This is a genomic window from Ferdinandcohnia sp. GQ5 (assembly GCF_059759275.1).
The window spans coordinates 405,227-420,855 of the sequence record NZ_JCAXEW010000002.1; the positions used below are offsets into that span (position 1 = coordinate 405,227).

Below are 15,629 nucleotides of genomic sequence, written 5' to 3' on the forward strand. Positions count from 1 at the left end.
GCCAATATATCATAACATTTTTATCAGAATGGTTGAAATGAGGTCTATCTTCAATATGATGCACACTTTGTAATAGAATCAACCCATAAATAACTTTGTCTATTGTTTGTAACTACCGTTTATTCATTAGGCTCAAATTTAGGTAAATTGATTATCGCCTTAAATAAATCTCCATCAACGTGTATGGTAAATCTGCCTTTTTGAAGTTCAATAAGATTTCTCGCAATCGAGAGTCCTAATCCGCTACCTTGACTGTTTCTGGATTCATCGCCTCTTTTGAAACGCTCCATTAATTCGTCTGCAGTGATATTTAACTCATAGGCTGAGATGTTTTTAAAGCTGATTCGGATTTCATTGTCCATGTCCTCAATATCTATATATACCCTTGATCGTTCAAGTGCATATTTAAAAATATTCGATAAGATGTTCTCGATGGACCTCCATAATAATTTCCCATCAGCAGTAACATATACTTTATAGTCTGGATGATTCAGCTTAATATTTAAGTCCATTGCCTCTATCTTATCATTCACTTCCCCAAGACCTTGGGTAATTAATGACACAATATCAATTTTATCTAGTTGTACTGGAATATTTCCACTAGATGCTTTCGATGCTTCAAATAAATCATCTGTTAGCAGTTTTAACCTTTGTGCTTTCTGATCAAGTACTTCTAAATATTCACTTGCTTTTACTTGATCTTTTTCATGTTTTAATAAATCTACGTACGTGATTATCGAAGTTAACGGATTTCTAATATCATGTGAGACATTGGTAATAAGCTCTGTTTTTAATCGTTCACTTTTCAACTCACTATCTACCGCTTTTTTCAACCCATCCGTAATGCTGTTGACATTTGATGAAAGTTTTGCAAATTCTCCATTTCCGACAACCTCGATTCGATGATGAAGATTACCATCCTTGACAATCTCGATTCCTTTTTGAATGTTTTGGAAGGCCTTGACCTTTTTATAAGCAAACCAAGCGGCAAGCCCAATTGTAATTGGAAACATGAAAAAAGTAATAGCGATCAATAGTGGATAGCCAATTACAACTAATACGGTTTTTACAGCAATGCTTCCGCTTTTATAGACATCACCAAAAAATTTCACAAGTTTGTAGATGATTGTATAGATCAATGTGTGCTTAAGAAGTGTTTTATTTTTTACATGCTTCACAAGGAGCAGTAGCAATATTAATTCCAAAATCGCAAATGGAATGGTGATGATGGTGAACATATTCGTCATATTTTCAAACACGTCATCCACTAACATTATCCATAGTGGAATGAGAAGAATACACATCACAATATTTATGTCATTGTATAGTCTTTCTACCGGACGGAAGGTTAACTCTTGATCGTGAAATGATTTTCTACCAACTACTAGCACTAAATAAATAAATGAAAGAATGAATCCTGCCAAGTATCCTAATATTTGATATAAACTTGTAGTAGCAACTGCTTTTACTTCTTGCCACTTTTGTGCTTTTTCATTTAAAAATTGTTTCGAAAATCCTACAAAAATAACGGTGTTTTCCATATCAATTTCATCGATTTGCTCGGTAATTCGATATAAATGCTCATTTTTCTCTGTTTCCTTTGGATAAAACTCTTGTTTGTATTCCTCAAATATCATGTATGCTGGTGACGTTTCAAACTGCTCTTTATTCGTACTCGAACTATTTGCAAACACATTGGTACCATCACTTGCATAAAAGATTGGCTCATAATCATCAAGATTTTGAATGAGCATATGAAACTCTTTTAAATCTTCTTTGATCATCTGATTTTTTGCTTCAGCGAGCTTATCAGCATACTCTTCTTCAAATTTATCAAAGTTCTTCTCTTCACTTAACTCAGGATTATAAGACCTAGAATATTGAAACTCTGTGTAATATAAATCTTCTTCTGCTTGCTTCCATTCTTCCTGAGTAAGGGTATTGCCACTTAAAATATGTTCCTCACTTTTATATTTCCCTAATAGTCTTGTGAGGTCTCCAATCAACCTTTCACTTTCCTTTACATAGGCCATGCTCTCTATGTAATGCTCTTCGGTTACGCTGCTAAAATTCCCATCATTCACAATCTCCACTTCCACAACGGCTCGAGCTATTCCTGTAAAACACAAGATCGCAATGACAAAAACAATGATTTTCGTTATAATCGAGTGGCTATATTTTTTCCACTTTATATCCAACACCCCACACCACCTTCAAATATTTTGGTTCTTTCGGATTGATTTCGATTTTCTCTCTGATTTTTCGAATATGAACGGTAACGGTATTTTCCGGGTTAAAGGAGGGTTCGTTCCATACCTTTTCATATATCTCCTCGATTGAGAATACTCTACCCGCGTTTTCTGTCAGAAGCCTTACAATCTTATATTGAACGGGTGTAAGATGGACTTCCTCGCCATCAACAGTGACCGTTTTACTTTCATCATCGATAATCAATCCCCCAGTCTGTACTATATTGGTTCTCGTATCAAGGCCACCGAAAGTTGTATATCTTCTCAGTTGGGATTTAACTCTTGCAATAAGTTCCAACGGATTAAAAGGCTTCGTCATGTAATCATCTGCCCCAATATTTAAACCTATTATTTTGTCATGATCCTCTGATTTTGCAGAAAGCATGATTAAAGGAATATTGTTTTCTTTCCGAATTTCCATCGTCGCTCTCATTCCATCCATTTTCGGCATCATCAGATCCATGATGATAAGATGAATTTCCTGACTTTTGATGATCTCGATTGCTTCTAGTCCATTGGAAGCTTTACAAACCGTATAGCCTTCATTCTCTAAGTAAATTCCAATCGCATCGACGATGGCTTGATCATCGTCACAAACCAATATATTCATAACGTTCACTCCTACTTGTGGTGTTCACCATTTCTATCAACTCCTTAGAATTTACTATAAGGAAAGGATATCAATCAAATCTTAACAAACACTGCATGCAAATCTTAAGATTTTCTTATTATTTTGAGATGCAAATCCTAGTCTATCATGAAAATATAGGTGGAAAATAAAAAGAGAACACAGACCTTTGGTTAGGTTTGTGTTCCCCTTCTATTAAAAGATTATGTTTTATATTGTTAATTACTTCTCATCATACGCATTAAGCACATTTACACTGTGTGCCAAAGCAGAACCTGCTTTTAATGCTACTGCCACGAAAATCGCTTCTGAGATTTCTTCTAAATCAGCACCCGCTTTTTTGGCATTTTTCGTATGTAGGTTAATGCAATACGCGCAACCTGTTGTGTGCGCACATGCCACCGCGATTAACTCTTTCTCTTTTTCTGTTAAGTTTTTCGCCTTAAGAGATTTTGTGTCAAAATCAATAAATGCTTTAAAAGCCTCACCATTTAAATCAGCAAATTCTTTTAGTCTTGCAAAATAAGCCTCTTTATATAGATCTTCATCGCCATTTCCATCATAGGCATTGAGTGCATTCACACCATGTGCTAAAGCGGAACCTGCCTTTAATGCTGTTGCAACAAAAATAGCCTCTGCTACTTCTTCTCTAGAAGACTCATTCTTCTTTGCATTCCCAACATGTAAATCAATGCAATAAGGACAACCTGTAATATGGGCTACTGCAACCGCAATCAATTCCTTTTGCTTTACGGAAAGCTTGCCTGCAGCTAGTGCTTGGCTATCAAACTTTATAAATGATTGAAATGCTTCAGGTGCATATTTTTTCAATTCTGGTAGTCTTCCGAAATATTCCTTTTTGTACAAACTCATCGTAAATCTCTCCCTTAGCTATTTTTCACCAAATAAAATACAACTTTTCACATTAATTTACTCACCTTAAAATCAAATATCCTTATTTCCAGTGAATAAAATGTAAAAGCCCCTTCCGATGAGGAAGAGGCAATATGTATCCCACACTCATCTTTCAAGCAAATGCTTGCTGGAATTAGCACCTAGTTACATTCTTTGTAACGGTTGCTGCGGGTTCACTGGACCAGGTTCCTCCCCCGACTCTCGATAAGAGATGTCGTATTTTATTTTTGTAATATTTAACAATATTAGCGTACATGAAGTCACTCGAGGTTGTCAACTGAAATATCAAATTATTTCGAAAATACATCCAAGCCACAAGTATTAGATGAATGTCGTTTTTCGATAAAGTCTATAAACGTGTTAACTAGATTAGCAGCGACTGATTCACGTATTTTATGATCTCTCGAACAACTACCAAGATAGTTACCTTATTAAAGATGATGATCGTTCTGCTTTAGTATCCTAAATTGATTCGGGGACATGCCTGTATTCCTCTTAAACACTCGCCAAAAATGAACATGATTGGAATAACCCACTTTTCCTGCAATTTGATTCACTTTCAAGCTTGTATGTATTAAGTATCTTTTTGCTTCATTTATACGGATTGCGTTCAAGTATTCAATAAAACTGCATCCAGTGTATTTTTTAAAAAGTCTACTTATATACTGCTCATTTACATGAAAATGATAGGATAAAACACCAAGTGAAATATCGCTTGTAAAATTGTTATTAATAAATGTAATAATCTTTTCGATTTCATTTTTACCAGTGTTATCTTGTTGTCCCGAAACTTTCATCTTTTCTAAAGGACACGCATCCTCTATCAGTCTATTACTTTCAATTAATAATTGGGATAGCAAAGATCTAAGGTACATATCCCTTTCCTTTAGATTCTTTTGGTACTCCTCGAATAGCCTCATTATGATAGTGTTAATTAATTCTCTTTTATTTTGAGGAATCGATATAATGTACGGTCCATTTTCAAAGAGCTGCTTCACGATATGTTGTTCGCCTAAACTCAAGAAGCACTCCCTAAAGTTTATCACCATTCGCTCATACACTTGATTGCTTTTCTTGACCGTTTTATGGATCACATTTTTATCAATAAAAACGAGATGCTGATTCTTTACTAGGTACTCTTCCCCATTAATAATGTAAATCCGTTCCCCTTTGGATAAATAATAAATTTCGTAATCTTGGTGCAGATGATGTGTTGCCATTGACGGATGGTATCCACTAAAACGATTTATATAAAAAGGCTGTTCACGAAGAGAAACACTTATTTTTTGCACCACTATTCAACTCCTCTCCAAATGAGCCAACAAAATTCTTTATTCGTGTTCTCATTTTTCACCCGCTTAAAACTTGTACTCTAGTTATGTTCTTTTTATTACATGTTCATCTGCCCATATCCTTCATTTTTTAAGGAATCGCAACTTTACTCCTATTTAACAAACGAGGAACTAGGAAAAAGGAACCCCCTCTCCTGTGTACATGCCTAAACACCTTCGAAAATGTAAACAGAAACGTCTTCTTCTCACAAAATATGTAATGAGAAGCTTGCTAAACTAATATAGAAGTTTTTGAATTCACAAACATGAAAGGGTTTACAAGAATAATCTAATGTTTACCGTTAGACGTTGATTGGAGGTGTAATATAAAGGCTTGTTTGTATTTGGTTTGCATTGAGACTTAGTTAAAAAATTGCAAAGGTGGTATTTTATGAAGTTTAGAAAAGCAATGGTATTGGTTATGGTTTTTTCCTTATTTGCGCCATTTTTCTTGACCGGAAATGGTACGGCTCACGCTGCAGCAATCGATTCGATTCCCAACACTATTAGGTATATGAAAGATTATGACAGTAGTTTTCTATCTGTTTCTGGTTATGCCTCAATAGGGGTGAATGACCGAAGTGAATACATTGATACACCCTATTATCGACAGGTCAAAACAGAAAGAGAGTTTTTACAGGCCATTTTGGATGCACAAGCTGGAAGTGTGAAAGTAATTGAAATCGCTAAGGACTTAAATTTTGGGTGGAAGAATCTAAATCTGAGTTCTGAGGAAACAAAGAAGTTTCGTTTCATTACGAAATATCGAGATCCTATGAACGGATTTACCAATCCAAAAATAGAAGCTTCTGGTGTTTCACAACTAAATATTGATAATATTGAAGGACTCACGATTTTTTCAAAAAAAGGAAAAACGATAAGATCTGTCGAGTTAAAATTACAACGGTCTACGAACGATATCGTCATTCGTAATCTGAACTTTGATGGCATGTGGCAATGGGATGATACAGGAAAACACAAGGAAGTAGGCTGGACTTATATTAAAATAAATGGTGCCAACAATGTATGGATTGACCATTGCAAATTTCCAATTGCAGCGGATGGATTAATTGATACAGAGAACGGTGGCTCCAACATCACCATTTCCTGGTCTGAATTCGGATTACCTGCAGATGAAAATCCCTCAACAGACACTGATATTTATCAAACGATTCAATTTATGGAAGAGAAATATGCTTCAAATGAACTGAATTCCGATAGTGTGTATTACAACATGCGAAATGAAGGTGCCACTAAAGAACAAATCATGGCCTATGCTGCGTATCACAGTAAGGTGCATTTATCAGGTTCAGGTGATAAAGACTATGTGAATTATGTGTCTAGTAGTGGCGATGAGATAAAGGATGGCAATCAAAGAATACGTTTAACACTCGCTTATAATACCTATACCAATGTTGGACAGAGAATTCCTATGATACGCCAAGGTTCTGGTCATGCGTACAACTTGTATTTGGACAATTCCTCTCATCAAGCGATTTTAGAGAATGTCTCGGCAATTGCTGAATTTGGAACAGATACACTTTCACGGGCACTAAATGCTAGAAATGGAGCCTCGATTGCAGCAGATACATCTGTATTCAATGACATTAACGAGCCAATCATTGGTGCAGAGATTCAGGGATTAGATACTAAAAATATGGACGCCCAATGGGCTGAGTTATTCCAAGCAGCTTATAATAGAAACTTAATTGTAAACTCAAAAATTACCAACCAATATGGCACGTATACAGGAAGCAGCTGGGACAATAATGGTGAAAATCTGTTTACAACAGGATTTATATGGTATGACAAATCAACAATCGGAAATTGGGCATGGTCTTCTCATATTGTTGGAAGTGAAAATATGAGTAAAATGAATCCACCTACTGATCCATTTACCTTTGAATATAACTATGACGAGAAACTCCCTTATACGTATACCGTGGTTCCTTTAGACAGCGTTGTTCCAACACTTACAAAATATGCAGGTGCAAACAAGGTAAATATGAGCCCAATTGCATGGTTAAAAACTGACTATAACTCCAACAGTAAAGGTCGATAATATAGGGGGACAGAGGTTCTTTGTCCCTCTGTCCCCATGTCCTTACAGTTTAATTGGCCACTCCTCAAGGTTTTCAGCCATATCCCAGAACATATACTCAAACAAACTGGTTTTGACGACGATTTCTTCAAGTACAGCTAAATCTCGTTCCGGTTTTTCGCTTGCGATTTCATTGATTAGCGTCTTACAATCTTCCGCCAAGGCAGTAAACTCATCGGATGAATACATTTTCACCCATTCACCATAAAATTCATGTTCAACAGCTCCATGCCATGTTACGAGCTCTTTTCCAATAAAGTTATAGCTCCAAGCACAAGCAAGGACTGCTGCGACAACATTATCTACACCACCGAGCTGCGCCACATTCAACATGTAACTTGTGTAAGAAGTTGTAGTTGATGAAGGCTTTGTTGCCTCAAGCTCTTCAGCTGATATTCCAAATTTTGCGGCATATTGGCGGTGAAGATCCATTTCCATCTCTAATGTCCCATGCAAAAGGTTTGCAAATATGGACATCGTTTTTAAATCTGGAGCTTTTGCACTCCCTAATGCAAATAGACGGCAATATTCAATCAGGTACACATAATCCTGCTTCATATAATGCTTAAACTTATCCTTATCCAACCAACCCTCGCCAATCCCTTTCACAAATGGATGCTCCAAATACGAATTCCAGATAGGCTCCACTCGATTCCATAAACGATCTGTAAAAAGACTACTCACTTTCTTGTCCCCTCTCTCCATTTGACCTTGGGGAGATAAAAAAACAAAAACCCATCACTAGTTTGCTAGGAATGGGTTAGGCAATATAAAATCGTTCAGTCTAAACATAACGTGCCAACTCCACTTCCCTACGCTAGTGTTACCTAGATCAGGTTCAAAGGGTCGATATTTCTTCTATCTCTCAGCACAAAAATGCTCCCCTAGTCGAATTGTTAGATTATTAAGTTACTAGATACTAGTTAATCATAGTGGCTATGAAAAGGCAACTATTCATGTCCATTGTCCCGCTTGAGTCATTGTCCTACTCCGAGCTTACCCCAATAAAAACAATCATTTCATATACTTTGCAACCAACGCATAGCATCTTTCCCTAGTTAGACTTGCTTTGGTAGCAACATATTCTAAGGTTTCCGTCGAGCCACCTTTATATTTCAGTGAAGATTCTTTTGCAGTTTCATCTCTATATTTAATCCAATTCCGCTGTTCTTCTCGTAATTGATCCATCTGTTCAGAATCAAGCTGTTCATTCAATACACCATAAATTTCGTTCAATTTCTGATCCCACTTTTTATACCTTGCCGCCTCTTGTTCTTCTAATTCTGCCATTGTTGTTGTATCTTCGGCGTTTCTATCTGCTTCTTCCAATTCATTTAATTCTTTGAGATATGTATCCTTCATACCTTGGTTTATTTCTTTGTTGTCACTAGACTTCGATGACTCTTCATTTTCATTCGTTGATGGTTCTTTAGATGTCACATCTTTGTTTTTAATCTGAGTATGTTCAGGACTCTCAGATTTAACTATTTCACCTGGCTCCTCATCGGTAGCCGGTTTTTCCTCTGTTTTTAGATCGGTGCTAGTTTCTGATTCTTCATTTTCTGGTTTAGCATTTGCCTCATCCGTTGAATTACTACATGCAACCAACGAGAATAATGCTATGATAATTATTACAATTTGTAAACGCTGTTTATTTTTCATTACACTGCCTCCTCTACCAAACTAGTATATCATAAAATTTTCCAGTAACATTTAAGGAAGTTCAAATTCTTTTTTAAGCAATCCTCACCTAATGCAAACAAAAAACACTCACATTTGTAAGTGTTCGATCGACTATATTGTGTTACCTTTTTTCTTAGCATCTGCATCCAAACCAGCACCAATGGCAATACCCATGCTCATACCAAACGATATACCTAACGCAAAGTTGTCAATTATTGTTAATCCAAACACTACACCTAAACTCATACCAATGGACATATATAATGATAGATAAAATCCTTCTGATACCAACTTATGCTTCTTCTGAAGATGTGAAACAATTCCTTGAATGACTTGTTTATGCTGTTTACATTCTTGCTCAATACTATCTATTTTTGCTTCTAACCCCATAAAATGTTTCTTTAAATCAACTAGATGTTCTCGACATTCCTCACAATTCGTCGATAAAGAATCCAGCTTTTCAACCACTCTTTCACATTTATTTAAATCAAGTTTTTTTGCTTGTTCTTTACTTATGTTACTCCTTAGCTTCCTTAAATTTGTTTTTATATCGTCTACAAGATTTTTCAATACACCACCGCCTAATGAAATCTTAATTTGGCAAAGGATCGTTTTTTCTTATACCTTATATACGAATAAAACTCGATTTAGTTTCATTTTTCCATCCACTTTTTACCACTCCTGTTAAAACCGATACAAAAAAAGGAGAGGATTAACAATAATCCTCCCGGTTCCTTTTTTTTAAACTACTCCATATATTAATGAACATTACTCACGAAATTAAGATTAATCAACCATATTGGCGAATGGCCTCTTTCTATGTATTTTTTTAAAACCCTTAATCAGTTGATTTTTTACATCATTAGGATCCTCAACGGTTAGTTCCTTCCAACAAACAATCAAATGATTAATATCCTCTATTTGCCAAATAACCCTACCACCGTAGTGGCTTGCATTTTTCCCACTACCAAATTTTAACAACTGTTTTATTCTTGAATTCAAAGTTGCAGAGCTTTTTCCACCACCGGCTTTCCCGATATAGATTACTTTCGTATTCTTTATCCAACTTTCATTTAATTTTTCTACTGGAACATTCGGATCTTTCCCTTTAAAATAACCACCCGTACCTTCTGTTAAAAACTCTGGTGAATCATCAGGGGTATAAAGCACCATATAAACCCCTTTATTATGTGGAACGATAGAGTGATTTTGCATCAATTCAGTAACCGGAATATAACCTTCGAAGCCATAATCTTTAATTGATTTAAAATTATTATAATCCATAACATCACCTCATTAAATGAGTATGAGTGCAACTTACTTTTATTCAATCTAATTGTATAGAAACAGGATCATTATCCACCTTGGCTACTGATGCGTCCTTTCGTTATTCATTTAAAAAAGGCACATGAACCCTTAAGTATACAGGGTTTAGGCACCTCTTCTTTTCTTTAAATATACTTAGCTGTTATTGATCGTTCACAATTTTTTAGTCCTCCAGGTGGCCCTTCATATAAAATTTCTCCACCACCTGTACCTCCATCTGGACCTAAATCAATAATCCAATCACTATTTCGTATGACGTCTAGGTTATGTTCTATGACAATAACTGTATTACCCTTTTCAACTAATTTTTCGATAATCGCTAGAATATTGGAAACATCGGACAGATGCAGTCCGGTTGTCGGTTCATCTAAAATATAGATATTCCCCTTTTTATTTATCTCTTTTGCGAGCTTCAGTCGTTGACTCTCTCCACCAGATAATGTGTTTAGTGGTTGGCCTAAAGACAAATATCCAAGTCCAACAGTCGCCATACTTGTCAATTGGCGCTTGATATCTTTGGCTTCAAAAAACTCCACAGCTTCTGCTACAGACATATCCATAACCTCTACAATATTTTTTCCTTTGTACAGGTATTGAAGGACCTCCTGTTTGTAACGATCTCCGTGACATTCACTGCATTCCATTTCCATTTTATCCATGAAGGATAAGTTAAGCTCTACCGTTCCTGTTCCACCACATGTTTCACAAGCACCTTTTGAATTATAGCTGAATAATCCACTCTCCACATTGTTCGCTTCTGAAAATGCTTTTCGAATCGAATTCATAATACCGGAGAAGGTTGCCGGATTGGATCGTATGTTACCATGAACCTGGCTTTGGTCTATACGAATGGAATCTGGAAAATCCTTTGCAAAAACCTCGTTTACAAGCGTACTTTTACCAGAACCCGCTACCCCCGTAACAACAGTAAAAACTCCGATTGGCACGCGAATGCTCACATTTTTCAAATTGTGGAGGCTACTTTTTTTACTTTCCAAAAACTCATTAACAGGTCTGGGATTTGTTTTAATTTCCATTTTCTTGTTTAAAAACTGAGCAGTAAGTGTATCAGAAGATAATAACCCCTGATAACTTCCACTATACATGATATGTCCTCCACCAGTACCTGCATTTGGACCAACATCGATGATATGGTCTGCAATTTGAATAACATCAGGGTCATGCTCCACAACTAAAACCGTATTTCCCTTATCTCTTAACTTTACTAGTAATTCATTTAATCGGTAGACATCACGTGGATGTAGTCCTGTACTTGGTTCATCAAATATGTACATTAATCCAGTTAGGTTACTGGACAAATATTTCACCATTTTTACACGCTGAGACTCTCCACCAGATAGAGTAGGTGTTTCCCTTGTTAAGGTCAAATAACTTAGTCCAATGTCGCAAAGATTTTTAACACGTTCTGCAACCCCGTCTACAATTGGTTTCACACTTGGTTCATCAAAGCTTTGAAGAACATCCATTAATTCATCGAGTTGCATGGATGTCAGGTCATAAATGGAATAACCTTTGAAAGTTGAAGACAAGACCTTCTCATTGTACCGTGTCCCTTGGCAGTTAGGGCATTTGCCAGTTGTCGTAAATTCTTTCAGCTTTTTCTCAGCAGCTTTCGATGTATCTTTATCTCGATTCACATTTTGTCTCATAAATTTAACGGCCAAGCCCTCATACGTTGTGTTAATCTCACCATTCATATAATTAACGACGATTTTTTCCTCACCGGCATAAACGAGCTTTTCAAACTCTTCCTTGGTATAATCCTTTATTTTCTTATCGTTGTCGAAGAATCCAGACTCCGCATATGCTTTCCATTGCCATGTCCCTGGACCAAACCCCGGAAGTAAAATCGCTCCTTCATTTAAGGACTTTTCTTTATCTAACGCAGCTTCGAGGTTTAACGTAATCGTTCTACCAATCCCCTCACAATGTGGGCACATCCCAAGTGGATCATTAAAGGAATATGCATTACTCCAGCCAATGCTTGGTTGTGCAAACCGTGAAAAAAGAAGTCGTAACAAAGGATGAATGTCAGTAACCGTCCCAAGAGTTGATCTTGCATTACCACCAAGACGTTTCTGGTCAACTATAATTGCAGTGGAAAGATTATTAATTTCATCCGCCTCAGGCCGGCCGTATTTCGGCAGAAACTGACGGGCAAAACTACTAAAAGTCTCATTTAGCTGACGACCTGCCTCCTGTGCTATCGTATCAAATACAATCGATGACTTCCCAGAACCAGAAACCCCGGTAAAAATCGTAATTTTCCCCTTCGGAATCTGAACATGAACATTTTTCAAATTGTTCTCCCGTCCATTAATAACTTCAATAAACTCCTGCATCATTCAATCATCATCTCCCTTACTTCGTACAATTTAGCTTGTCCATCTTACCACAACTTGGGACAGAGGGACAGGTCCCGCGTCCCACTATTTCTATCTAATCTACCCCACTAAATCACATCATTCCATTTCCTTTTATAAAAATGGTAAAATAATGAGATAATCTTTTTAATTGCCTAATCAAAATGATGGAGAAAAATTTTCATATGACCAGACAAGTTCAACTTGTTAATAAGATCAACAGAAGGATGAAACCAAGCGATTGACCAGATGTTTAAGTAGCATTTACTTTTAAAAGTGACCCCTACATATGGTATAATAAAATTCCTTGGCAGGGGCATTTCATAAAACGAGTTGGCATCTATATGACCAGCTCGTTTTTTCATATAACCACTTAACATGGTGGTACCAATTCCATCCATCGATTATCTCTCCCTCTCCCATCTAAGCAGAAAACTTTAAACTGTTTCTTTTAGAATGTATCATTATTTTTGCACGCTAATAAAGTACCACTGATTAGCTAAGTATATAATGGTACTGTTTTTTTCATAACAATCAACTGTTAAGGAGGCTTCAACAATGAATGTAGACAATCAATTTATGCTATCAACTTACACTCTCCCTAATGGAGTTAAATTAAAAAACAGGCTGGTCATGGCACCAATGACTAACTTTTCATCTAACCCAGATGGAACTGTTTCAGATGCAGAAGTGAGTTACTATGCACGCCGCTCAAGTGGTGTAAGTATGGTAATCACGGCTTGTACATATGTTACACCAAATGGAAAAGGATTCCATGGTGAATTTGCTGGTGACAAAGATGAGATGATTCCGAGCTTATCTCGATTAGCCCAAGGGATTAAAGAACAAGGTGCGAAAGCGATCTTACAAATTTTTCATGGCGGAAGAATGTGCCCTCCTGAATTAGTTCCAAATGGAGAAATTGTGAGCGCAAGTGATGTACCTGCAGTTAGTGGCGGAGCATCAACCGAGGAACCTGATGTAAAACCAAGACCATTAACTGAGGGCGAAGTTGAAGATATTATTAAGGCATTCGGAGATACAACTCGTCGTGCAATTGAAGCAGGCTATGATGGAGTTGAAATACATGGAGCTAACGGCTATCTCATTCAACAGTTCTTCTCTCCTCATTCAAATCGTCGTGAAGACCGATATGGAGGCAATTTAGAAAAAAGTATGACCTTCCCCCTCGCAATTGTGGATGAAGTGCAAAGAGTCGTAAAAGAACATGCAACTCCAGAGTTTATAGTTGGCTATCGTTTTTCACCAGAAGAACCTGAAACACCGGGAATTACAATGGGTGATACACTTAAACTAGTTGATACACTAGCGAATAAAGGCTTAACTTATTTACATGTGTCAATAAGTGAATTTTTCTCAACAGCAAGAAGAGGTGTTGAAGACACAGACAAACCTCGTATCGAATACTTGCTAGAAACGATTAATAATCGGGTTCCTTTGATTGGAGTCGGGTCTATTTATTCAGCAGATGAAGCTCGAAAAGCCTTTAATACAGGAGTACCTTTACTTGCATTAGGTAGAGAATTAATCATTGACCCAGATTGGGTACAAAAAGTAGCAGAAGATAAAGAAAAAGACATCATAACAAAAATAGACAAAACCAAACAAAAAGAATTAGTCATTCCAGATCCACTATGGAATGCAATCATCCACACCCCTGGCTGGTTCCCAGGAGTATAGGTGAGTCAGAGGGACAGGTCCATCGTCCCACCATTTTTTGTGAAAAGGGACACTGAAAAGCCAGTGTCCCTTTTTCATTGCTAAGATACCTTTTACTCCTTTAACTAAGCCTAATCCTCAAATAACTCTATATTAATCTTTTATTGCTGGGTATTCGATATAGGTATCTGCAACTTTTGGAAGGTTGGAAGAGGTAAAGTTTTCCCAATTTATTTTATCTGCGGTGGACTTCGATAGGATAATTGTTACAATCGGTCCAATCTTCGCATTTCCATACGCATCTTGTAATGGAAACACCCAATCAAGTGTAACTTCAGATACGTCATCCCTGCTTGTATAAATCTTTTGTAGGATATCGGTACTATCTCGTTGTATACTTTTGCGAATAGTATTTTTTGTAAAGTTATCGTCAGCTACAGCCTGTACCCACACAACATCTCCATCAACAGAGACTTTTTGCACTCGACTTTTTAGCTTTTCTTCATCGTGATTCGATGTTTCGCCTGCTTCCTTCTTAACTGCGTATTCAACGAAGCCACTTAAATCTTCAGGTACTTTTTCTTTTTCAGCTGTCTGTTCTTTACTAGGCTGCTCTTCTTTTTCCGGAACTTCTTTTTTATTTTCCTCTACTGGTTCTTCTTTTTCTACTGCCGTATCATCCGTTCTATTTTGCTCCTCTTGTGGTGCCGGAGGAGCTTGATCTTCCTCATCCCCACCTAATATGGCAGCGCAAGAACCAATAATGATAATAAGAATGAGTAACCCGAAACAGCCAAGACAACCTTTCTTTTTCCTATCAGCCAAAATGAACACCACCTAATAAATTTGTTCCCTTATTTTTTGAAGACAAATTGTTTTTATACAGTCGTTCAATAAAGAAGCTACGTATAAAGGTTTTCTGAAGTGGAAACATAACAGCATCTAAAGGTGACTTTTATAATTTGGAGGTGAAAAATCATGTTAAAGGATTCAAAAGTGGATGCGAAGGGGCATATTAAAAACAAACAAGACTCTAAAAAGCAAACGAAAAATAAACCTGAAACAAAATAGACTCAAAGGGAAGGGTCCATTGTTCCAAGGTGAATGAACGTATCATCCACTCTTAATATCTTGATTAAAAAGCTATTTTACGTAGAAAAATTTTAGTAAGATATGAAAGATAAAATAAACTACGACATAACATTTTATTTTTTAAAATAAGAAAAGACCAACTATAACGGTTGGTCTCTCAATCGCAAGCGACGTCCTACTCTCACAGGGACAAAGTCCCAACTACCATTGGCGCAAGAGCTTAACTTCCGTGTTCGGTGA

At 36.7% G+C, this 15,629-nt stretch carries 13 protein-coding genes and 2 riboswitches; of the genes, 2 read left to right on the forward strand and 11 right to left on the reverse strand.

What is annotated here, in order from left to right; all coding sequences use genetic code 11:
• Positions 1-119 precede the first annotated feature (119 nt).
• The 4 genes from AC6CHV_RS04060 to AC6CHV_RS04075 form a co-directional block, all read right to left on the reverse strand.
• Entirely contained in the window at positions 120-2,198 is a 2,079-nt protein-coding gene (locus AC6CHV_RS04060; RefSeq protein ID WP_498078165.1) for a histidine kinase dimerization/phospho-acceptor domain-containing protein, read from the reverse strand.
• Entirely contained in the window at positions 2,173-2,859 is a 687-nt protein-coding gene (locus AC6CHV_RS04065) for a response regulator transcription factor (protein ID WP_121448108.1), read from the reverse strand. Before AC6CHV_RS04065 ends, AC6CHV_RS04060 begins: the two co-directional genes overlap by 26 nt.
• Positions 2,860-3,099: 240 nt before the next feature.
• Complete coding sequence (locus AC6CHV_RS04070) at positions 3,100-3,750, reverse strand: carboxymuconolactone decarboxylase family protein (protein ID WP_498078166.1); 651 nt, start codon at positions 3,748-3,750, stop codon at positions 3,100-3,102.
• Between the two features lie 144 nt (positions 3,751-3,894).
• Positions 3,895-4,003, reverse strand: a riboswitch (SAM riboswitch).
• Between the two features lie 220 nt (positions 4,004-4,223).
• On the reverse strand, positions 4,224-5,087 hold the full coding sequence (locus tag AC6CHV_RS04075; protein WP_498078167.1) for a helix-turn-helix domain-containing protein: 864 nt from the start codon (positions 5,085-5,087) through the stop codon (positions 4,224-4,226).
• A gap of 427 nt (positions 5,088-5,514) precedes the next feature.
• Between AC6CHV_RS04075 and AC6CHV_RS04080 the strand changes: the two genes are divergently transcribed.
• Positions 5,515-7,185 carry a pectate lyase family protein gene (locus tag AC6CHV_RS04080; protein WP_498078168.1) on the forward strand — a complete coding sequence of 557 codons (1,671 nt, stop codon included), beginning with the start codon at positions 5,515-5,517 and terminating at the stop codon, positions 7,183-7,185.
• A gap of 42 nt (positions 7,186-7,227) precedes the next feature.
• On the opposite strand, the gene tenA is transcribed toward AC6CHV_RS04080, so the two are convergent.
• The 6 genes from tenA to AC6CHV_RS04110 form a co-directional block, all read right to left on the reverse strand.
• The gene (gene tenA / locus AC6CHV_RS04085; protein ID WP_498078169.1) at positions 7,228-7,908 is read right to left on the reverse strand and encodes a thiaminase II; all 681 of its coding nucleotides are present in this window, start codon (positions 7,906-7,908) and stop codon (positions 7,228-7,230) included.
• A 108-nt stretch (positions 7,909-8,016) separates the two neighbouring features.
• A riboswitch (TPP riboswitch) is annotated at positions 8,017-8,120 on the reverse strand.
• Positions 8,121-8,238: 118 nt separating this feature from the next.
• On the reverse strand, positions 8,239-8,886 hold the full coding sequence (locus AC6CHV_RS04090; protein ID WP_498078170.1) for a lysozyme inhibitor LprI family protein: 648 nt from the start codon (positions 8,884-8,886) through the stop codon (positions 8,239-8,241).
• A gap of 132 nt (positions 8,887-9,018) precedes the next feature.
• Positions 9,019-9,477: a glycine zipper domain-containing protein gene (locus AC6CHV_RS04095; protein WP_341331190.1), complete on the reverse strand. Its 459-nt coding sequence runs from the start codon at positions 9,475-9,477 to the stop codon at positions 9,019-9,021.
• A gap of 216 nt (positions 9,478-9,693) precedes the next feature.
• Positions 9,694-10,191, reverse strand: coding sequence for a hypothetical protein (locus tag AC6CHV_RS04100; protein ID WP_341331189.1), 498 nt, complete (start codon positions 10,189-10,191; stop codon positions 9,694-9,696).
• A 167-nt stretch (positions 10,192-10,358) separates the two neighbouring features.
• Positions 10,359-12,599 carry an ATP-binding cassette domain-containing protein gene (locus tag AC6CHV_RS04105; protein ID WP_498078171.1) on the reverse strand — a complete coding sequence of 747 codons (2,241 nt, stop codon included), beginning with the start codon at positions 12,597-12,599 and terminating at the stop codon, positions 10,359-10,361.
• A 173-nt stretch (positions 12,600-12,772) separates the two neighbouring features.
• Positions 12,773-13,018, reverse strand: coding sequence for a hypothetical protein (locus AC6CHV_RS04110; RefSeq protein WP_498078172.1), 246 nt, complete (start codon positions 13,016-13,018; stop codon positions 12,773-12,775).
• Positions 13,019-13,175: 157 nt separating this feature from the next.
• Between AC6CHV_RS04110 and AC6CHV_RS04115 the strand changes: the two genes are divergently transcribed.
• Positions 13,176-14,318: an oxidoreductase gene (locus AC6CHV_RS04115; RefSeq protein WP_498078173.1), complete on the forward strand. Its 1,143-nt coding sequence runs from the start codon at positions 13,176-13,178 to the stop codon at positions 14,316-14,318.
• A gap of 132 nt (positions 14,319-14,450) precedes the next feature.
• Here the strand turns inward: AC6CHV_RS04115 and AC6CHV_RS04120 are convergent, their stop codons facing one another.
• On the reverse strand, positions 14,451-15,122 hold the full coding sequence (locus AC6CHV_RS04120) for a hypothetical protein (RefSeq protein ID WP_498078174.1): 672 nt from the start codon (positions 15,120-15,122) through the stop codon (positions 14,451-14,453).
• Positions 15,123-15,629 lie beyond the last annotated feature (507 nt).